Origin of the sequence: Streptomyces sp. NBC_00076 (assembly GCF_045041235.1) — a bacterium.
Classification (GTDB): Bacteria; Actinomycetota; Actinomycetes; order Streptomycetales; family Streptomycetaceae; genus Streptomyces.
Genome location: NZ_CP108242.1, coordinates 1,142,201 through 1,162,228 on the forward strand (window position 1 = coordinate 1,142,201; position 20,028 = coordinate 1,162,228).

Annotated in this window: 17 protein-coding genes and 1 riboswitch; of the genes, 8 read left to right on the forward strand and 9 right to left on the reverse strand. The window is 70.1% G+C overall.

The window, feature by feature from the left end; all coding sequences use genetic code 11:
• Positions 1 to 7: 7 nt before the first annotated feature.
• From OHA64_RS05290 to OHA64_RS05300, 3 genes are read left to right on the forward strand one after another with little or no spacing between them, the layout of a single operon-like run.
• A complete protein-coding gene (locus tag OHA64_RS05290; RefSeq protein WP_405608573.1) occupies positions 8 to 931 on the forward strand; it encodes a carbohydrate ABC transporter permease in 924 nt (307 codons plus the stop codon).
• Positions 932 to 941: 10 nt separating this feature from the next.
• On the forward strand, positions 942 to 2,285 hold the full coding sequence (locus OHA64_RS05295; RefSeq protein WP_405608576.1) for an ABC transporter substrate-binding protein: 1,344 nt from the start codon (positions 942 to 944) through the stop codon (positions 2,283 to 2,285).
• Between the two features lie 37 nt (positions 2,286 to 2,322).
• Positions 2,323 to 3,522 (forward strand): Gfo/Idh/MocA family protein, encoded by a 1,200-nt coding sequence (locus OHA64_RS05300; protein ID WP_405608579.1) that lies wholly within the window; start codon positions 2,323 to 2,325, stop codon positions 3,520 to 3,522.
• 48 nt (positions 3,523 to 3,570) lie between these two features.
• Here OHA64_RS05300 and OHA64_RS05305 read toward each other — a convergent pair whose 3' ends face one another.
• The 5 genes from OHA64_RS05305 to OHA64_RS05325 all read right to left on the reverse strand — a co-directional run bounded on the left by OHA64_RS05305 (position 3,571) and on the right by OHA64_RS05325 (position 8,099).
• Entirely contained in the window at positions 3,571 to 4,266 is a 696-nt protein-coding gene (locus OHA64_RS05305) for a L,D-transpeptidase family protein (RefSeq protein ID WP_405608582.1), read from the reverse strand.
• Positions 4,267 to 4,439: 173 nt separating this feature from the next.
• A complete protein-coding gene (locus tag OHA64_RS05310; RefSeq protein WP_405608585.1) occupies positions 4,440 to 5,240 on the reverse strand; it encodes an SDR family NAD(P)-dependent oxidoreductase in 801 nt (266 codons plus the stop codon).
• A gap of 79 nt (positions 5,241 to 5,319) precedes the next feature.
• The gene (locus OHA64_RS05315; RefSeq protein ID WP_405608588.1) at positions 5,320 to 6,234 is read right to left on the reverse strand and encodes an SDR family oxidoreductase; all 915 of its coding nucleotides are present in this window, start codon (positions 6,232 to 6,234) and stop codon (positions 5,320 to 5,322) included.
• A gap of 147 nt (positions 6,235 to 6,381) precedes the next feature.
• On the reverse strand, positions 6,382 to 7,011 hold the full coding sequence (locus OHA64_RS05320; protein WP_405608591.1) for an MBL fold metallo-hydrolase: 630 nt from the start codon (positions 7,009 to 7,011) through the stop codon (positions 6,382 to 6,384).
• A complete protein-coding gene (locus tag OHA64_RS05325; protein WP_405608594.1) occupies positions 7,011 to 8,099 on the reverse strand; it encodes an S-(hydroxymethyl)mycothiol dehydrogenase in 1,089 nt (362 codons plus the stop codon). Before OHA64_RS05325 ends, OHA64_RS05320 begins: the two co-directional genes overlap by 1 nt.
• A 328-nt stretch (positions 8,100 to 8,427) precedes the next feature.
• Here OHA64_RS05325 and OHA64_RS05330 point away from each other — a divergent pair, with 328 nt between their 5' ends.
• The 4 genes from OHA64_RS05330 (at position 8,428) to OHA64_RS05345 (ending at position 13,102) form a co-directional block, all read left to right on the forward strand.
• Positions 8,428 to 10,182, forward strand: a complete 1,755-nt coding sequence (locus OHA64_RS05330) for an ABC transporter ATP-binding protein (protein WP_405608597.1) — start codon at positions 8,428 to 8,430, stop codon at positions 10,180 to 10,182.
• A gap of 192 nt (positions 10,183 to 10,374) precedes the next feature.
• Positions 10,375 to 10,740 carry a nuclear transport factor 2 family protein gene (locus tag OHA64_RS05335; protein WP_405608600.1) on the forward strand — a complete coding sequence of 122 codons (366 nt, stop codon included), beginning with the start codon at positions 10,375 to 10,377 and terminating at the stop codon, positions 10,738 to 10,740.
• A gap of 18 nt (positions 10,741 to 10,758) precedes the next feature.
• Positions 10,759 to 10,839: riboswitch (ZMP/ZTP riboswitch) on the forward strand.
• 22 nt (positions 10,840 to 10,861) lie between these two features.
• Positions 10,862 to 11,710, forward strand: a complete 849-nt coding sequence (locus OHA64_RS05340; RefSeq protein ID WP_405608603.1) for a bifunctional 5,10-methylenetetrahydrofolate dehydrogenase/5,10-methenyltetrahydrofolate cyclohydrolase — start codon at positions 10,862 to 10,864, stop codon at positions 11,708 to 11,710.
• Positions 11,711 to 11,863: 153 nt separating this feature from the next.
• Entirely contained in the window at positions 11,864 to 13,102 is a 1,239-nt protein-coding gene (locus tag OHA64_RS05345) for a glycosyltransferase (RefSeq protein WP_405623873.1), read from the forward strand.
• Positions 13,103 to 13,154: 52 nt separating this feature from the next.
• Here the strand turns inward: OHA64_RS05345 and OHA64_RS05350 are convergent, their stop codons facing one another.
• Entirely contained in the window at positions 13,155 to 13,679 is a 525-nt protein-coding gene (locus tag OHA64_RS05350) for an AAA family ATPase (protein ID WP_405608606.1), read from the reverse strand.
• 76 nt (positions 13,680 to 13,755) lie between these two features.
• On the reverse strand, positions 13,756 to 14,418 hold the full coding sequence (locus tag OHA64_RS05355; protein ID WP_405608609.1) for a TetR/AcrR family transcriptional regulator: 663 nt from the start codon (positions 14,416 to 14,418) through the stop codon (positions 13,756 to 13,758).
• 191 nt (positions 14,419 to 14,609) lie between these two features.
• On the opposite strand from OHA64_RS05355, the gene OHA64_RS05360 reads away from it, so the two are divergent.
• On the forward strand, positions 14,610 to 15,866 hold the full coding sequence (locus OHA64_RS05360; RefSeq protein ID WP_405608612.1) for a YncE family protein: 1,257 nt from the start codon (positions 14,610 to 14,612) through the stop codon (positions 15,864 to 15,866).
• On the opposite strand, the gene OHA64_RS05365 is transcribed toward OHA64_RS05360, so the two are convergent.
• Both OHA64_RS05365 and OHA64_RS05370 read right to left on the reverse strand, forming a co-directional pair.
• A complete protein-coding gene (locus OHA64_RS05365; protein WP_405608615.1) occupies positions 15,859 to 17,724 on the reverse strand; it encodes a cellulase family glycosylhydrolase in 1,866 nt (621 codons plus the stop codon). The two genes, OHA64_RS05360 and OHA64_RS05365, sit on opposite strands and share 8 nt — an antisense overlap.
• Before the next feature lie 87 nt (positions 17,725 to 17,811).
• Positions 17,812 to 19,782, reverse strand: a complete 1,971-nt coding sequence (locus tag OHA64_RS05370; RefSeq protein WP_405608618.1) for a GTP-binding protein — start codon at positions 19,780 to 19,782, stop codon at positions 17,812 to 17,814.
• Positions 19,783 to 20,028 lie beyond the last annotated feature (246 nt).

Here is a 20,028-nt window from a genome sequence, read left to right on the forward strand (position 1 = left end):
AACCGACATGGCTACCGTGACGACAACGACGCCGGCGACGCTGCGACCGGTGCAGCGCAAGTTCCCCTTGGGGCGGGCCGCCGCCTGGACCGTGATGGGTCTGATCATCCTCATCACCCTGCTGCCGTTCTACTGGATCCTGCGCACCGCGCTCTCCACCAACGCGGGCCTGAACGCCCACCCGACCAACCCCCTGCCGGTGGACCTCACGACGAGCGGCTTCGAGCGGGCCCTGGGGATGCAGTCGGCCGAGGAGGCCGTCAAACAGGGCGGTGCGGGTGGCGGGCTCGACTTCTGGCGCTACCTGCTCAACTCGGTGCTGGTCTCGACCCTGATCACCGGCTGTCAGATCTTCTTCTCCGCGATGGCCGCGTACGCCTTCTCGCGGCTGCGCTGGCGGGGCCGGGACAAGGTGTTCGGGCTGTTCCTGGCCGGGATGATGGTGCCGGCCATCTTCACGCTGCTGCCGAACTTCGTGCTCATCAAGCAGCTGCACCTGATCGACACGCTCCTCGGTATCGCGCTGCCCACGATGTTCATGACCCCGTTCGCGGTGTTCTTCCTGCGGCAGTTCTTCATGAACATCCCCCAGGAGGTCGAGGAGGCCGCGCTGCTCGACGGCGCCGGGAAGATCAAGATCTTCTTCCGGGTGGTGCTGCCCATGGCGTCCACGCCGGTCATCACGCTGGGCGTGCTGACGTACATCACCTCCTGGAACGACTACTTCTGGCCGCTGATGGTCTCCTACAGCGACAGCTCGCGCGTGCTGACCGTGGCGCTGGCGGTCTTCCGGGCGCAGACCCCGGCGACCGGCGTCGACTGGTCCGGGCTCATGGCGGCGACGCTGATCGCCGCGCTGCCGATGCTGGTGCTGTTCGCCTGCTTCGCACGCCGCATCGTCAGCTCCATCGGCTTCACCGGGATCAAGTAAGGGGACTGTGATGCGAATTCGTACGCTCGTCGCGGCGACCGGAGCGCTGGCGCTGTCCCTGGTCAGCGGATGCGCGCAAGGAGGCGCCGCCGGATCCTCCGCGAACACGGTCACGTACTGGCTGTGGGACGCCAACCAGCTGCCCGCCTACCAGGCCTGCGCCAAGGGGTTCGAGAAGGAGAACCCCGGACTGAACGTCAAGATCACCCAGTTGGGCTGGAGCGACTACTGGACCAAGCTCACCGCCGGGTTCATCGCGGGCACCCAGCCGGACGTGTTCACCGACCACATCCAGAACTTCGGCCAGTTCGCCGATCTGAAGGTTCTCGAACCCCTCGACGACCTCGGGATCAAGAACTCCGACTACCAGCCGGGCCTCGCCGCCAACTGGGTCGGCAAGGACGGCCACCGCTACGGCGCCCCCAAGGACTGGGACACGGTCGCGCTGTTCTACAACGGGAAGATGGCCGAGGCCGCCGGGCTCACCGCCGAACAGCTGGGCGACCTGTCCTGGAACCCGACGGACGGTGGCACCTTCGAGAAGGCCATCGCCCACCTCACGATCGACAAGAAGGGCAAGCGGGGCGACGAGCCGGGCTTCGACAAGAACAACGTCAAGGTGTACGGCATGGCCACGGGCGGCGGCGGCTTCGGCGACGGCCAGACCCAGTGGAGCCCCTTCACCGGCTCCGCCGGGTGGAACTACCTGGACAAGGCGCGCTGGGGCACGAAGTACCAGTACGACAGCAAGACCTTCCAGTCGGTCGTCAAGTGGTACTTCGGCCTGGCGAAGAAGGGCTACATGCCACCGCTGTCGGACTACAACATCCAGTCCAACCAGCAGAACACGCAGATCGCGGCGGGGAAGGCGGCCACCGCGTTCGACGGGGCCTGGATGATCTCCACCTACACGGGCTTCAAGGGCCGGGACATCAAGACCGCGCGGACGCCGGTCGGACCGACCGGCAAGCGCGCCACCATGATGAACGGCCTCGCCGATTCCGTCACCAAGGCATCCAAGAACAAGGCCGGCGCCAAGAAGTGGGTAGCGTATCTGGCCTCGGACAAGTGCCAGACCGTCGTCGGCAAGTACGGCGTCGTCTTCCCCGCCACCGCGGCCGGGACCGAGGCCGCCGTCGCCGCGTACCGGAAGAAGGGCATCGACGTCTCGTCGTTCACCGAACCCGTGGCCGACAAGCAGCACGCCCGGACCTTCTCGTACCCGATCGCCAGCTACTCGGCGGACATGACGGCGCTCATGCAGCCCGCGATGGAGGACATCTACGGCAACGGCAAGCCCGTGAGCAGCCTCGACCAGACGAATGACCAGATCAACCTGATCCTCGACCAGTGAACCGATCAGTGACACCACCTTTGAAGGGCACGCCAACATGACGTTCTCCCTCGGCATAGTCGGCGCCGGGCAGTTCTCGGGCCAGTTCGCCAAACTGTTCCTGGCCCACCCCGGCGTCAGCGACGTCTACGTCACCGACCTGCTCCCCGAGCGGGCCGAGCAGCTCGCCGCCGCCGAAGGCCTGCGGGGCACCTTCCCGTCGTACCAGGCCATGCTGGAGTCGGAGGCCGTCGACGCGGTCGCGATCTTCACCCAGCGCTGGACCCACGGCCCGCTGGTCGTGCAGGGCCTGAACGCCGGCAAGCACGTGTACTCCGCCGTACCGATGGCGATCACGGCCGACGAGATCGCGACGATCATCGACACGGTCAAGGCGACCGGGCTGACCTACATGATGGGTGAGACCAGCCAGTACAACCCGGCGACCGTGCACGCCCGCAACCAGATCGCCGAGGGCTCCTTCGGGCGGCTCTTCTACGCCGAGGGCGACTACGTCCACGACATGGACCTGGGGTTCTACGAGGCGTACCAGTACAGCGGCGGCGAGAACTGGAAGGCGACGGCCAGCTACCCCCCGCTGCTGTATCCGACGCACGCGATCGGCGGGGTGCTGGGCGCCTGGCAGACGCACGCGGTGAGCGTGTCCGCGATCGGGGTGGTCGACGACCGCGGGGACGGGGTGTTCGACAAGGAGGTCAGCCAGTTCGGCAACGACTTCTCCAACGCGACCGCGTTGTTCGAGGTGGCCGGCGGCGGATCGTTCCGTACGAACGAGTTCCGGCGGGTGGGCTACCCCTCACACATCAGGGAGTCCCGTTTCCGGTTCTTCGGGACGGAGGCGAGCATGGAGCAGCTCGCCACGTTCGCGCTGTGGCAGGACAAGAAGGGGGTGAAGGACATCAGCGAGCTCCTTGAGCCCAAGCCCACCATGTCCCCGGACGATCCCTCCCTCCAGCACATCGCGCCGGAGCTGCGGGCCGCCTTCACCTCGGGGTCGGCACCGGTGCACGACCGGTCGCGGCTGCCCCGGGAGTTCGACAACCTGCACAACGGTCACGAGGGCAGCCACCACTTCCTGGTCGACGACTTCGTGACCGCCGTCAACACGCGCTCGCTGCCGTCGGTGAACGCGTGGGTGGCCGCGCGCTACACCCTGCCGGGCATCCTCGCGCACGAGTCGGCGCGGCAGGGCGGGGCCAGGCTGGAGATCCCGGACTTCGGGGACGCGCCCCTGTAGCGGGGCGCGGGCGGGCCGGGTACCCGGATCAGGTGCCCGGCTTGCGGCTCAGGTGCCCGGCTTGCGGCCGTACACGAAGACGTCGTCGCCGTTCTTCAGGAGCGACCAGTACTTCTTGGCGGTGGTCTTGGTCATGTTGACGCAGCCGTGCGAGCCCGGCGGGTTCCACATGCTGAGGCCGACCGAGTGGAAGGCCTGGCCACCGTCGAAGAACTGGCTGTAGGGCATCGGCACGTTGTAGATGCTGGAGACGTGGTCGATGTCCCGCCAGTAGATCTTCTTCAGACCGGTGCGGGTCTCGTAGCCGTCGCGGCCTGTGCGCACCGGTACGGGGCCGTAGACGAGCGTCTTGCCGTCCTGGATCCAGCTCAGCTGGAGGGTCAGGTTCACGCAGGCGATGCGGCCCTTGTTGACCGGGCACTTGCCGTCCTTGTTGGGCTTGTTGCCGACGGCCTTCTGCTTGTTCATCAGGTCCATCACGCCCCAGGTGACGGAACCCGCGTACCCGGCGTTCGGTGTGATGCCGTGCTTGGTCTGGAAGGCCTGGATGGCCTTGCAGTCGGCGGCGGACTGCTTGCCGTCGACCGGTCGGCCGAGGAACTTCTCCACCTTCTTCTGGTACGGCCCGGTCTGCGTGGTGCAGCTCGCGGCCTGCGCGGGCGCGGTGCCCAGCGCCAGCGTGAGCGGTGCCACCAGTCCGGTGATCCCGAGTACGACGGCACCCCGTCTGCGGATGTCCCCCATGGCCTTCCCCCTTCATACGAACCCTGCGACCTCTTCGACCTCTGCCAGCAAGACCCTCGCACAGAGGCTTCGGTTGTAGGGCGACTCGCACTGCGACGAAACGGTGACATTCGGCGCCCCCCGCGCCGTGCGGGCGCGGAAGCCTCGGTGACATCCTCGGATGTCACCGAGGCTCAGGAGCTGGTCCCCGATCGGCTGACCGCCGTGCGGAAGCCCGTGTTGACCGCGGTGAGACCTCCGTCGACGGTGAGCGTGGTGCCGGTGATCCAGGACGCGTCGGGCGAGGCCAGGAAGGCGACCGCCGCCGCGATGTCCTCCGGTTCGCCGACCCGGCCGAGCGGGTACAGCCCGCGCACCGCTTCCAGGTCGTCCTCCCGGCCCTCCCAGGGCGTCGTCCGCACGGTGCCCGGGGCCACCAGGTTGACCCGGATCCCGCGCGGCGCGGCATGCCCGGCGAGGGTGCGGGTCAGCGAGCCGAGGCCCGCCTTGGCGGCGCTGTAGGCGTGGTTGCCGTAGTCCTGGAGGCCGTTGACGGAGCCGATGTTGACGACGGCGCCCCGCCCCGAAGCCGCCAGGTGCGGGAGGGCGGCGCGGGCGCAGCGGTAGGCGCCGGTGAGAGTGACGTCCAGGTCGCGTGCCCACACCTCGTCGGACTCCTCCTCGAAGAGCGGGGCGTCGGGGGCGCAGCTGTAGGCGTTGTTGACCAGGACGTCCAGCCGGCCGAAGGCCTCGACCGCGTGCGCCACCGCCGCCTCGACGGACGCCCGGTCCGCCACGTCGCAGCCCGCCGCGTCGGCCTTGAGCCCGAGGTCGCGCAGGACCGCGGCGGTCTTCCGCGCCGCGGGTGCGTCGACGTCGGTGACCAGGACCCGCGCCCCTTCCTCGGCGAACCGCCGCACGGTCGCCGCGCCGATACCGCGGGCGGCGCCCGTGACCAGAACTCCGTATCCCTCGAAACGCGTGGTGTCCGTCATGCGGTCGACCGTAGTGCCGGAACGATCACCCGGGCAGTACCGTGCGTCCATGTCCGCGTTCCTGTGCGCGGATGAGCTCTCACCGGTAACCGGTGGTGTCCGCGGGCCTGTCCGGGTCCTGCACCTCGACCATGTACCGATAGGCGTCCGGACGGCTGCCGTCGAGGTCGGTGAAGCCGTACTCCTGGGCGAGGCCGCCGGCGGAGAGGGACGACCCGTTCCAGCGCGCCACGTCGGGGTCGGCGGCGAGGGCGGCGACCGCGCGGCCCACGTAGCGCGGTGTCTCGGAGATGGCGAAGTGGGGGAATTGGTCCAGGGCGTCGCGCCAGTTGTCCTCGCGCACCCCGAAGTTCTCGAGCATCATCTCCGAGCGCAGCCAGCCCGGCGTCAGCGCCACGGCGGTGGCGCCGCGCGGGCCGAGCTCGTGGCCGAGGGCGAAGGCCATGCGCAGCACGGACGCCTTGGCCAGGTCGTAGAAGAAGCTGACGCGGTAGGTGTCGCGGTTGTACTCGGCTGTGCCGTCGGTCATCTCGACCACCAGACCGCCGGGGTTGCGCAGCAGCAGGGGCAGGGCGTGGTGGCTGGTGATCGCGTGCGTCTCCACCGCGAGTCGCAGGAGCCTGAGGCCGTTGTCGAGGTCGTGCTCCCAGACGGGGGTGTCCCAGGCGAAGAGCTTCTCTCCGCCCCAGATGTCGTTGACGAGGATGTCGAGGCGGTCCTGCTCGTCGCCGATGCGGTCGACGAGAGCGCGGACCTGCGCGGGGTCGAGGTGGTCGGTCGGTACGGCGATGCCGTGGCCGCCCGCCGCGGTGACGAGGTCCGCGGTGTCCTCGACGGTCTCGGGGCGGTCGTACTCGGAGCGGCGGGCGCGGGTGGTGCGGCCGGTGACGTAGACGGTCGCGCCGGCCGCTCCGAGTTCGACGGCGATCCCGCGCCCGGCGCCCCGGGTCGCTCCGGCGACCAGCGCGACCTTGTCCTTCAGTGGCTGTGACATGTCCTGCCTCCCAGATGCCCGGTTGTTGTGTCGAGCATCGGGGGTAAGCCGGACATCCTCTGTCGCCTTTTCGGGGCGTGTCACACGGCTTCCGTGTCAGGTCACCCGGCCGCGCGGGCGCCTGCCCGTCAGGGGTTCAGGGGTCCGTCAGTGGCCGCGGGCGATCCACTCGTCGAGGTGGGGAGCCTCCGCGCCGATGGTGGTGGAGTCGCCGTGTCCGGTGAGGACCCTGGTGTCGGGCGGGAGGGTGAGGAGGCGCTCCCGGATCGAGGTGATGATCGTGGGGAAGTGGGAGTAGGAGCGGCCGGTGGCGCCGGGGCCGCCCTGGAAGAGGGTGTCACCGGTGAAGACGGTGGCCAGGCCCGGGTCGTACAGGCAGACCGCGCCCGGCGCGTGCCCGGGGGTGTGCAGCACCCGCAGGTCGGCTCCGGCCGCCTCGATGACCTGGCCGTCGCTGAGCCAGGCGTCGGGGTCGCGGTCGGGGTGGGTCTGCTTCCACAGCGGCAGGTCGTCGGGGTGCAGCCAGATGGTGGCGCCGGTGCGGTCGGCGAGGGCCGGGGCGGCGGTGATGTGGTCGTTGTGGCCGTGGGTGCACACGATCGCGGTGAGCCTTCGCCCGCCCACGGCCTCGCTGATGGCGTCGGCGTCGTGGGCGGCGTCGATGACGACTGCCTCGTGGTCGTCGCCGACGATCCACACGTTGTTCTCCACCTCCCAGGTGCCGCCGTCGAGGGTGAAGTGGCCTGAGGTGACGAGGCGTTCGACGCGGGCGGCCATCACAGCATCACCACCGAACGCAGCACGTCTCCGTGGTGCATCCGCTCGAACGCCTTCTCCACCTCGTCGAGCTGGATGGTCTCGGTGACGAACGCGCCCAGGTCCAGGCGGCCCTGCAGATGCAGGTCGATCAGCATCGGGAAGTCACGCGAGGGCAGGCAGTCGCCGTACCAGGACGACTTCAGCGCACCTCCCCGGCCGAACACGTCCAGCAGCGGCAGCTCGAGTTTCATCTCCGGGGTGGGCACGCCCACCAGGACGACGGTGCCGGCCAGGTCGCGGGCGTAGAAGGCCTGCCGGTAGGTCTCCGGGCGGCCGACCGCCTCGATGACCACGTCCGCGCCGAAGCCGCCGGTCAGCTCCTGGATCGCCGCCACCGGGTCGGTGTCGCGGGAGTTGACCGTGTGGGTGGCGCCCATCGTGCGGGCGGTCTCCAGCTTGCGGTCGTCGATGTCGACCGCGACGATGCGCGCCGCGCCCGCGAGACGCGCGCCGGCGATCGCCGCGTCACCCACCCCGCCACAGCCGATCACCGCGACCGAGTCGCCGCGCCCGACCTGCCCGGTGTTGATCGCGGCACCGATCCCGGCCATCACCCCGCATCCCAGCAGCCCCGCCACCTGCGGCGCCACCGACGCGTCGACCTTGGTGCACTGCCCGGCCGCCACCAGCGTCTTGTCCGCGAACGCGCCGATCCCCAACGCGGGCGACAGCTCCTGTCCGGTGGCGGCCAGCGTCATTTTCTGCGTGGCGTTGTGGGTGTCGAAGCAGTACCACGGCCGCCCCCGTGTACAGGCGCGGCACTTCCCGCACACCGCCCGCCAGTTCAGGATCACGAAGTCCCCGGGCGCCACCTCCTCGACCCCCTCCCCCACCGACTCCACCACGCCGGCGGCCTCGTGCCCGAGCAGGAACGGGAAGTCGTCGCTGATGCCGCCCTGCTTGTAGTGCAGGTCCGTGTGGCACACCCCGCAGGCCTGCACCTTCACCACCGCCTCGCCCGGCCCCGGATCCGGTACGACGATCGTCTCCACCCGCACCGGCTCGTCCCTGCCCGGTGCGATCACGCCGCGTACTTCCTGCGCCATGAGGTCGGCCCCTTTCGTCGGCTCGTGTCCATTCCCTGCTGCGACCCTACGGCCAACTGATCAGTAACGGGGTCGGTTCACCGGGCGCCGGCCGGGCGCGCCGCCCAGGTCACCGTAGGCAATTCCGCACCGCCGCCCCGGCGAGCCGCTCCTCGCCGCCGCCGTCCGTTCCGGCGAGGGCCGACAGTCGGTGGGGACGTGGGCCGGGGCCGTGTGTTCGCCTTCGGCAGCGGCGCACCGACGTGAGCCGCGAGGTTGCGTCGGGTCCCGCATGTCCCGTGCCGACGTAGCCTGAACTCTCCGCCCGTCGCAGGCCCGAGGGAGCTCCGTGAGCAACGCAGAGACCGAGACCGGCCCGCCCGCGTGGCGGCTCATTCTCGGATACGTACGGCCGCACCGGTGGGCGCTGCTGGCGGGTGCGGCGCTGTCGCTCGTCACGGGTGGCACGGGGCTGCTGCTGCCGCTGGTGGCACGGGAGTTGATCGACGACCTGTCGCACGACCGGGCCATCACCGGCGCGTTGGTCGTCATGTCGGGGCTGGTGGTCGCCAACGCGGCGCTGGGGGCGATGGGTTCGTACGTGCTGCGGCGCACCGCCGAGTCGGTGGTGCTCGGTGCGCGGCGCGCCCTGTCCTCGTACTTGCTGCGGCTGCGCATATCGGCCGTGGACCGCACCGAGCCGGGTGACCTCATGGCCCGGATCACCGCGGACACCACCCTGCTGCGGGAGGTCACCACCGACTCGCTCGTGGGCCTGGGCACCGGCGGGCTCACGCTCGTCGCGACGGTGGTCATGATGGGCCTGGTGGACCCGGTGCTGCTCGGGGTCACGATGGCGGTGATCCTGGGCGCGGGCACGATCCTCGGCGTGATCGTGCCGCACATCAACCGGGCGAGCCGGCAGGCGCAGGACGCGGTCGGCCTGATGGGGGCCTCGCTGGAACGGATCCTCGGCGCGCTGCGCACGGTGAAGGCCTCCGGTGCCGAGCACCGTGAGGAGCAGACGCTGCACGGGGCCGCCGAGGAGTCGTGGCGGCAGAGCGTACGGGCCGCCAAGTGGTCGGCCGCGGCCGGCAACACGGCGGGGCTGGCCATGCAGATCGCCTTCATCACGGTCCTCGCGGCCGGCGGGGCACGGGTGGCGACCGGTGCGATCGACGTGGGCACTCTGGTGGCGTTCCTGCTTTTTGTGTTCTACCTCATGTCGCCCATCCAGCAGGTCGTCGGCGCGATCACCCAGTACCAGACGGGTGCCGCGGCGCTGGCCCGGATCCAGGAGGCGTTGCGGCTGCCCGCCGAACCGGCCGTGCGGCCCGCGCCGTTGCCCGCGCCCGGTGCGCGGCCCGCCGCCGTCGCCTTCACCGACGTCCGCTTCCGGTACGCCGACGACCTGCCGTACGTCCACCACGGGGTGACCTTCGACGTGCCGGCGCAGGGCATGACGGCGTTCGTCGGCCCGTCCGGCGCGGGCAAGACCACCGTGTTCTCGCTCATCGAGCGGTTCTACGACCCCGAGTCCGGCGCGATCACCCTCGACGGCCGTGAGCTCGCGGACTGGGAGCTGTCCGAACTCCGTTCCGCGATCGGCTATGTGGAACAGGACGCCCCGGTGCTGTCGGGCTCGCTGCGGGACAACCTGCTGCTGGGCAATCCGGAGGCGGGCGACGACATGGTCACGAGGGTGGTGAGGACGACCCGGCTGGACGGACTGGTGGGCAGGCTGCCCAATGGTCTGGACACCCTGGTGGGGCACCGCGGCACCAAGCTGTCGGGCGGCGAGCGTCAGCGGGTCGCCATCGCCCGCGCCCTGTTGCGCCGCCCTCGGCTGCTGCTCCTCGACGAGGCGACCTCGCAGCTGGACGCGGTGAACGAGGCGGCGCTGCGGGACACGGTGGCCGACGTGGCCCGGACGACCACGGTCCTGGTCGTGGCGCACCGGCTGTCCACGGTGACGATGGCGGACCGGATCGTGGTGATGGACGCGGGCCGGGTCCGCGCGGTGGGCACCCACCGTGAACTGGTGGGCGCCGACCCGCTGTACGCGGAGCTCGCGGCGACACAGTTCCTGGCGACCGCGGGCTGACGCCGGTGCCGCGGACGGCGAGAGGCACGGTGCCGGCGGGCCGGTCCCGGGCACAGTCACCGCGCGGCGCTCACCCGTCAGGCGCTGCGCGCGGACTGCGCTTGCCGAGCCCGCCGGAGCGGAGGAGTCTCTAAGGGAGAGGTCCGAGCGGCCCGCTCCTCGTCGAGCCGCGGCCCTCGAAGGAGGTTCATCATGGCCACTTCCACAGGCTCCGGATTCGACACCGAGACATTGCGCCAGGCCGTCGAAGGCCCGAGCGAGGAGATTCTGGTGTCGCTCTACGCCGACGACGCCGAGATTCGGATCGTGGACCGCAACACCCAGCCCAGCCATCCGATGGTCCTGCACGGCCGTGCCGAGATCGCCGACATGTTCCACGAGCTCTGCAGCCGCGAGATGACGCACAAGATGGAACACTGCGTGGCCCAGGGCGACCATGTCGCCTTCAGCGAGTCCTGCCGGTACCCGGACGGGGTGCGCGTCCTCGCCGAGTCGATGCTGTCGCTGCGGGACGGGAAGATCGTCGAGCAGACCATGGTCCAGGCCTGGGACGAGTAGCCGGCGGAGGTTACGCTGATCGCGGGCCGTGACTGGCGCTGAGGTGGAGCACCACCGGGGAGCGACCCGCGAACACTGCCGTGCGCCTGGGCGATTTCACGCATCAGCTCAGGAGTGGATCATGTCTCAGGCCCGGCTCATGGACGGCACGGCGCTCGCCCGGCGGACCGTGGAGGAGACCGCCGAACGGGCGGCCGACCTCACACGGCGCACGGGACAGCCGCCCTGTCTGGCGACCGTGCTGGTCGGCGAGGACCCCGCCTCCGTCACCTACGTACGGATGAAGCAGAACCGCTGCCGCACGGCCGGTGTCGAGTCGCGGCACGTGGCGCTGCCCGCTGCCACCAGCACCGAGGAACTCGTCGGCACGCTGCGAGCCCTTTCGGACGATCCCGGTGTGCACGGCATCCTGCTGCAGCATCCGATGGGCGGGCACATCGACGAGCGGGCCGCGTTCGAGGCGATCGCCCCGGAGAAGGACGTCGACGGTGTCACCTTCGCCTCCTTCGCCACGATGAGCTTCGGCCTGCCCGGGTTCGTGTCCTGCACGCCCGGCGGGATCATGCGGCTGCTCGACGAGTACGACGTCGACCCGTCCGGCCGTCGGGCCGTGGTCGTCGGCCGCAGCGCGATCCTGGGCAAGCCGGTCGGCATGCTGCTGCTCGCCCGCGACGCCACGGTGACCTACTGCCACTCCCGCACCCGGGACCTGTCCGCAGTGGTCAGCGAGGCGGACATCGTGGTCGCCGCGGTGGGCCACCCCCGGCTGGTGCACGGCCGGGACCTCAAGCCCGGCGCCGTCGTGATCGACGCCGGCTACAACCCCGGGAACGTCGGTGACGTCGACTTCGACTCGGCCGTGGAGCGGGCCTCGTTGATCACGCCGGTGCCGGGCGGCGTCGGTCCGATGACGATCGCCACGCTGTTGGAGCAGACCGTGGCCGCCGCCGCCTGTCAGCTCGGGGCGTGAGCGGCGGGTGATCGGCTGAATCAAGGCGCTGTACTGAAGGTCGCCTCCGGTCCGAGGACGGCACCGTTCGGCGTGAAGTCGTCGGTGGTGTCGGGTCGTTGGCCCCGAGGAGGGCGCGGCGGCGCCATACTGTCGGTCGTGCGCGTAGCGATCATGACGGCGGGATCCCGGGGCGATGTGGCTCCGTTCACCGGGCTGGGGCACGGACTCGCCCTCGCCGGACACGAGGTCACTCTGGTCACCCACGCCCGCTTCGAGCCGTTGGCGGCACGGGCGGGGCTTCGCTTCCACCCGCTGCCGGTGGACCCGAGGGCGGAACTGGAGTCCTCGCGCGGGCGGGGACTGCACCGCAGTGCGACCGGGGTGGGGAAGCTGGTGCGGGTGGTCGCGATGGCGCGGGCACTGGCCGGACGGATGACGGACGACCTGGTGGCGGCGGCCCGGGCGAGCGACGCGCTGCTCCTCGCCGGCCCTCTCGGTCCGGTGGGCCACGCCGTGGCCGAGGGCCTGTCCCTGCCGAGCCTGGGCGTCCATCTCCAACCCCTCGCCCCCACCCGGGAGTTCGCGCCGCCGCTGCTGGGCGTCGGCTCCTGGGGCGCGGTCGGCAACCGGGCCGCCGGGATGGGCGTGTGCCTGGCCGTCGAGCAGGTCTTCGCCGCCGCCGTCCCGGAGGTGCGCTCTCGCCTGGGCCTGCCCCGCATCCGCCCGGCCGCGGCCCTGCGGACCCGGGAGCGGCAGCGCTGGCCGGTGTTCCACGGCTTCAGCCCCCTGGTGGTCCCCCGGCCGCGCGACTGGCGGGCGGGCCTGGACGTGGCGGGCTACTGGTGGCCGTACGACGAGGACGCCCAACTCCCGTCCCGGCTGCGGGACTTCCTCGACGCCGGCCCCGCTCCGGTCTTCGTGGGGCTGGGCAGCGCGACCGTACCCGACCCGGAGCGGCTCAGCGCCGCCGTGGTGCGTGCCCTGCGCACGGCCGGGCTGCGCGGGGTCGTCCAGCGGGGCTGGGCCGGGCTCTCCGCGACCGGCGACGACATGCTGACCGTCGACGAGGTCCCGCACTCCGCGCTGTTTCCCCGGACGGCCGCGGTGGTCCACCACGCGGGCGCGGGCACGACCGCGGCCGGCCTCCGGGCGGGGGTTCCCGCAGTGCCGGTGCCGATCCAGTTCGACGAGGGATTCTGGGCCGCACGCCTGGTCGCCCTGGGCGTGGCACCCCGCGCCGTGCCGCTGCGCCGCCTGACCTCCGAGGCACTGGCCTCCGCCCTCGCCCGGGCCACCCGGGACTCCGCGTACCGGGAACGGGCCGAGACACTGGGCACACGCATCCGCGCCGAAAACGGCATCGAACCCGTACTCGACGCCGTAAACCGGCTCGCGGACCGAGGAAACTGAGCCGGACACCCACGCCGAGAACGGCCCCGATCACGCCGAGGACGGCCACCGGTCACCCCGAGGACGGCCACCGATCGGCGGCCCACTCCGACCAGCCCGGCCACCCGGGAGGCGGACCGCCCACCTCGCCCCCGGCGAGTTCCGTGGCGTCGGGCTCCTCGAACTGCGTTCGCCACCGCACCAGGTCGGCCTCGGTGATCGGGAAGGTCTGATCCGGGCTGGTCGACCAGCGGTGGGCGATCCTGGCCAGCTGGGTCTCATGGTCCACCGGCAGGTACACCAGGCGGCAGGATCCGCCCACGGACCCGGTCAGCCAGCGGATCGCGGACCGCTCGTCCCGGGACCAGCATCCGAAGTCCAGGACCACGTCGGTGCCCAGTCTCAGCACGTCCAGACCGATTTGGAGCAGCCGCCCCTCCAGCACATCGCGCTTCCCGTCCGCCCGCGACTCGCCGAACAGGGGGATCATCCACTCGTCGGGCGTCAGCCGTAGCGCGCGATGCTCCTCGGCGAGCCGGCGAGCTTTCGTGGTCTTTCCGGCCCCGGGCAGGCCGACCGTCAGGAACAACGTCGTCACCCTCGGATCGTGCCAGGGAAACCCGGCGGAGGGCACATGGCGGGAGGACCCAGCAGACACGCGACCCGAAACGCGATCACGTGCCAGGCGGTTTCCAGCCCGGTGGGCGCAGGATTGCGAGCAGTTGCCGGACCAGTTCCTCGACGACCTCGTCGAGGGTCGCGTCGACCCACCCGGCGTTCCAGTCGTGGAGCAGTCCGTTGACGCTGCCGATGAACGCCGTCGCCGCGAGCCGGTAGTCGCGGGGCGCCGCCTCCCCGCGGGCCACGGCCGCCTTGGCCTCGGCGCACACCAGGTCGACCCAGGTGGCGCGGCGGGCCAGGCGCTGCTCCTCCAGGCTCGGGCTGACGCCGATGATCTCGACGAAGGTGATGCGGATGCGACGCGGGTCCCCGGTGACGTTCGCGGCGTAGGCGCGAAACATCGCGGCCGCACGCTCGGGCAGCGGCAGGCCCTCCGCAGCGGCCACGGCGAGCAGGACCGCTTGCTCGGCCCAGTCGTTGACCTCCAGGTGGAGTGCGGTCAGGACGTCCTCCAGGGTGCGGAACTCCTCGTAGAACTGGCGGGTGGACAGGCCCGCGGCCTCGCTGAGCGCGGCGACGGTGGTGGCGCGATAGCCGGGAGTGTCGCCGAAGAGCTGGAGCGCGGCGTCCAGGAAGCGGCGGCGCCGCTCGGCCTGCCGTTCCACTGCCGACTTGCCGCCGTAACGGCCGGTCGGCGCCCTGAGCCTGCCTGCCACCGAACCTCCTTGTCCCGCCCGGCCATCGGACGTTTCGTTCGAACTCCCATTTTGTCGTGTACGCAGTCTTGTGGAGAAGGGCCCTCCTTCCTTACTTTGCAGTAAGTTGACTCTGAATCCACTCGTGTTCAGATTCGCCATGCCTTTTGGCATGTACCACTCATGAGCCCCCCTCAGAGGAAAGAGCAGTCATGCCTGCTTTCAGGTCCAGGCACCTTTGCTCCGTTGCAGCCGCCCTCGTGCTCACCGTCACCGCCCCCGCCGCCGCCGCGACGGCCGCCCCTGACACCTCGGCCGCCGCCCTGCGCGAGGTGATGTTCGTGGGCAACAACTGGGACGGCACCGCCGATGTCATCAAATCCAGCGGTGACTTCGCCAAGATCGGCCGGATCAACGTCGTCCCGGACAAGGCGGAACGGATCGCGGCGATCAACGCCGATCCGATCAAGTGGATCTACTACATGGCCATCCGCAACGGCGTCGGCGAAGGGCACGACCAGCTCGTCGACGACATGTACTCCACGCCGGACGGCAGGTCGATGGTCGTCTCCCGCCCCAGCTTCGCCGACGTCGTCTCCATCGACCTGGCCACCGGGAAGATCAACTGGCGCTTCCCCGTGTCGGGTTACCGCTCCGACCACATGGCCGTCTCCCCCGACGGCACGCGCGTGGCGGTCTCGGCCTCCATCTCGAACACCGTGCACGTACTGGACATCGACACGGGCAAGCAGCTGGGCTCGTTCGCGACGGGGGACAAGCCGCACGAGAACATCTTCACGCAGGACGGCAAGTACATCTGGAACATGGCCATCGGCGACGTCAACACCTCGCTCGACGAGCCGTGGCAGGACTGGACGAAGGGCAACCGCAAGATCACGGTCGTCGACGCGACCACCTTCAAGGAGGTGAAGGTGATCGACATGCGGGAGCGGCTCGACGCCATCGGCCTGAAGGACTACTCGGACGCGGTCCGCCCGGCCACCTTCAGCCCGGACGAGTCGAAGCTCTACTTCCAGGTGTCGTTCTTCAACGGCTTCCTGGAGTACGACGTCGCCTCGGACCGGATCACCCGCGTCAAGACCCTCCCCAAGAACCCCGCGACGAGCACGGACCGCACGACCTGGGTCAACGACTCGCGCCACCACGGCATTTCGATGAGCCCCGACGGCAGCAAGATCTGCGTGGCGGGGACGATGGACGACTACGCGACCGTCGTGAACCGGTCGACCCTCCAGGAGGGCCCGCTCGTCACCGCCTCCAAGCCCTACTGGGCCACGGTGAGCGGTGACGGCAAGAGCTGCATCATCTCGGAGAGTGGCACCGACCAGGTCACGGCGATCGACTTCGCGACAGGCAAGAAGATCCTCTCGGTCCCGGTCGGCGACCACCCCCAGCGTGTCCGCCTGGCTCACGTCCCGACGGACTGGACAGGGCCGTCCGCTAACTGATCTTCGAATCCGCCCAGGCCGACAGCTCCGCCCGCGCCGCGCTCAACAGGCTCGCGGGCGGAGCTGTCGCTCCATTCGTGACCAGCGCGTAGTGCACGGTGCCCGAGTCGGGCGCGGTCAGCAGGAGGCGCCGGGCGGCGGTGCCGCCCGGTTCGCCGGCTGCGGCGATCGGGGTCGTCTTCGTGTACGAAGGCAGACCCGAGACCGTGCCCAGGTCGGAGACCACCGTCGTGGACGCCGTCGGGAACGACGCCGGGAGGTGGAGCTCCGAGGGGGCCGCGGAACCGTTGGAGCGCCAGGCGAGCAGGCCGTACTGGCCCGTGCCGACCAGCCGCGAGACGTTCGGCAGGGAGCTGGGGACCGGGTTCCAGGTCAGGGTCGTCGAGCCGTCCCGAGAGCGGTCCTCGTAGGTGAAGGCGACGGTCCTCCCCGCCGTGGCGCTCGGGTAGAGGCGGTCCAGGAGACGGGCGTCCTGGCGCAGCACGGCCGTTCCCGAGTCGTCGAGTCGTACGGCCGACAGATCCTCGTCGTTCCAGGCGTCGCCGGAGGTGAGCACCTTGTCGGCGTTGCCGTTCATCAGCTCGTGGTGGCGGCCGTTGTAGATGTCCCACTGCCACTGCGTACCGGAGAGCACCGAGCCGGAGGCCTTCGGGTCGGTCCACCAACTCGCCCCGGACACCCGGGAGTCGAGCGCCTGGTACATCCCCTTGAGGACCGTGGGGGCCTTGTCGGAGACGCTGCCCGCCAGGGGGTGCCCGAACTCACTGACGATGCCGGCCGTGCCGGTGGCCGCGGCGCGGTCGCGGACCGTGCCGAAGTCGGTCGAGTACTGACCGTCCTTCGCCTTGCCCGGCATGAAGATCCCTGAGATGGCCTTCTGGTCGTAGAAGTGGGTGTTGAAGACGTAGTCCGGGCCGAGGGCGCCTGCGTCCAGCAGGCCGCCCTCCTGCTTCTGGAAGCTGATGTTGGCGTTCCAGAACAGGTTCGGCTCCACGAAGGCCGGCTTTTCCTGCCAGCCCGCCGTGTCCATCCGGGCGCGGAACTTCTCGTAGAACGGCCACAGCACGTCGCGTTCCCAGGCGCGGCTGGACTGACCGGAGTCGTACACACCGGCATGCGGCTCGTTGTAGGGATCGAAGCCGACGACACCCGCGAACTCGGCCGCGCTGACGTGCTGTTTGACGTACGTCATCGTCTTCTGGGCGGTGGTGAGGAACGCGTCCTGGAGCCCGTACGCGTTGTGCCAGAAGTCGTACGTCGCCTTCTTCACGGCCTCGTTCTGGGTGATGTTCTGGCCCCAGAACAGGCAGATCCCGCAGCTCTCGTCCGGGTAGTTCCCGGCGTCCACGGCCCACTTGGGGGCTCCGTCGCCCGTGTACCAGCTGTCGGGATCGAACAGGTAGCGGGAGTAGAGGTCCTGGTGGAAGTCGGGGTAGACGCGGATGCCCGCGTCGAGGAACGCGCGCATCTGCTCGGTGGCGGCCGCCAGGTAGGCGTTGTCGACCTGGCCCCGCACGGGTTCGGCGTACGCCCAGGAGAGCAGGAAGCGGACCGAGTTGCCGCCTCCGAGCGCTCTCAGCGCGATCGCGGACTTCTTAGCGTCGGCGGCCGAGGCGAAGGGCAGGCCCTTGTTCTCCGCCAGTTTGGTCTCACCGGAGACGTTGTAGCCCCGCAGGACGACCTCGCGGCCGAGGCCGTCGGTGAAGCGGCCGTTCTGCGCGGTGACGGGGGTGTCGTCGAACCAGAGGGAGTCCGGGAGGGCTTCGGCGGTTGCGGGTCTCACGCCTGCCGCCGTCAGGAATCCGGAGAGGACCACCAGAACAACGAGCAGACGCGCGCGTATATTCGGCATGTCCATTACAGTCCGGCCATTTCATGAAACAGTCAACAGCTTCTGACTGATGAGTAAGTTTCACTTTCGCCGGCCGTCGCATCGGCCGGAGTGTCATCCTCCGGTCCGTCGCGTCACCTTCAGCAGATACTCCTTCCTGTTCAGCGGGTTGTGGTCGGTGCGCGTCCGGCTCGGTACCGCGCTTCGCGCGACCGGTGCATAGTGGTCGAAAGAACTCTCCAGTTCCCCCTCGCCCCGGGTGAGTCCCGGAAGCCGCTGTTCCAGTTCATGTACCCGGTCAGCCGGTACCACACCCTCCAGTACGGCCAAGTCGCCGTGTGTCCCGGTGGTCCGCGGTACGGCACGCAGGGCGGCCAGCACGGGCAGCAGGGCCCCGAGGGTGTCCGCGGGGGCCTCGACGCGGAAGCGGTGCATCGGCTCGTGGACCGTGCTGCCGGCCCGGCGCAGGGCCTCCATCAGCACCAGCGGGGTCAGTCCCCGGAAGTCGGCGCCGGTGCTGGACATGCTCTTGTCGAAGCCCTGATGGGCGTGGCTCTGCCGGGGCGAGTAGCCGCAGTCGGTCAGGGTGACCGTGCAGTCGGTGACCTGCCAGCCGTACAGACCCTGACCGAGGGTGTCGCGCACGGTGTCCTCGATGGCCTTGAAGAAGGCGTACGGCATGGAACCGAGTTCGACCGCCAGCCGGAAGTCCACGCCCGCTCCGGCCGGGGCGGGCTCGACGCGCAGGCCGACGGTGGCGAGGAAGGGGTTTTCGTCCTTCCCGTTGAACTCGACCGCCGCGCCCGCACCGGTCGGGTGCTCGACGCACAGGGGTGTGGTCTCCCGGAAGGTGACGTCGAGTCCGAACTCCTCGGCGAGGGTGGCCTGGACGACCTCCTTCTGCACCTCGCCGTACAGGGACACGGACGTCTCCTGCCGGATCTCGTCGTGCCGCAGGCCGATCAGCGGGTCCTGTTCGGCGAGGCGGGTGAGCGCGAGGTGCAGGGCGCCCCGGTCGGTACCCGGCCCGGGGACCACGACCGTTTCGAGGGTGGGCGGGGCGAAGAAGTGGCCGTGGGCCCCGCGGGGTTCGCCGAGGGCGTCGCCGATCCGGACGTCGGCGAGACCCCACACCTTGGCGATCCGGCCCGCGTGGACGGTGTCCCGGCGGACGTCGGTGCCCTGGTCGAAGACGCTGATCGCGGTGATCCGGCCCTCCTCGCGGGCGTCCGCGTAGGGAACGCGGTCGCGGGCGCGCAGGGTTCCGGAGAACATCCGCGCGTACGCGATCTTCTCCCCCGCCGGACCCCGTTCGACCTTGAACACCGTGCCGGACACCGGGCCGTCGGGATCGCCGCCGGCGACGGGCAGCAACTCCCTGATCCCGGTGATCAGTTCGGGCACGCCCGCGCCGGTGACGGCGGAGCCGAAGAACGCGGGGTGCACCAGGGCGTCCCGGGTCCGGGCGGCGAGGGCGGCGCGGAGCCGGGCGTCGGAGAGCGATCCCTCGACGTAGGCGGCCAGCAGGTCGTCGTCCTGGGCGGTGAGGACATCGAGTGCGACCGGGCCGAGACCCGGGGCGAAGCGAGCGTCCCGGGCGCCGAGTCCGGCGACCGTTCCCATCGGGACGACCGCCGCCGTGAGCCGTTCGGACACGGCACGCAGCACGCCCTCGCAGCGGGCGCCCCGGCGGTCGATCTTGTTGACGAAGACCAGGGTGGGGATGCGCAGGCGTCGCAGGGTGCGCATGAGCACACGGGTCTGCGCCTGGACGCCCTCCACCGCGGAGACGACCAGCACGGCCCCGTCGAGGACACCGAGCACCCGCTCCACCTCGGCGATGAAGTCCGGGTGACCCGGGGTGTCGATCAGGTTGACCGTGACGTCGTCGAGCGCGAAGGAGACGACGGCGGACTTGATGGTGATCCCGCGCCGACGCTCCAGCGCGAGGGTGTCGGTCTGCGTGTTCCCGCTGTCGACGCTGCCGATCTCGTCGATCACACCGACCGAGTGCAGCAGGCGCTCGGTCAGGCTGGTCTTACCCGCGTCGACGTGGGCGAGGATTCCGAGGTTGAGCACGTGCACGAAGCGTCATGTCCTTTGAAGAGGGGGTCATTCCTTCCGGGGTGGACATGAGCGGTGCTCGCATTGCTGCTCCTGGATCGTGCGGCGACAAGGTCAGGTGAAGTGCAGCAGTTTTCGGGGCCCCTCGGCAACGGATTAACGCCCCGACCAACGGCTTCCCGGCCCACGCTCCTTCACCCAGGGCGGTACCTGAGCAGCACTGGAGCGATAGTGGCGTGACGTGCGTCACTCATCGTGGTGAAACGG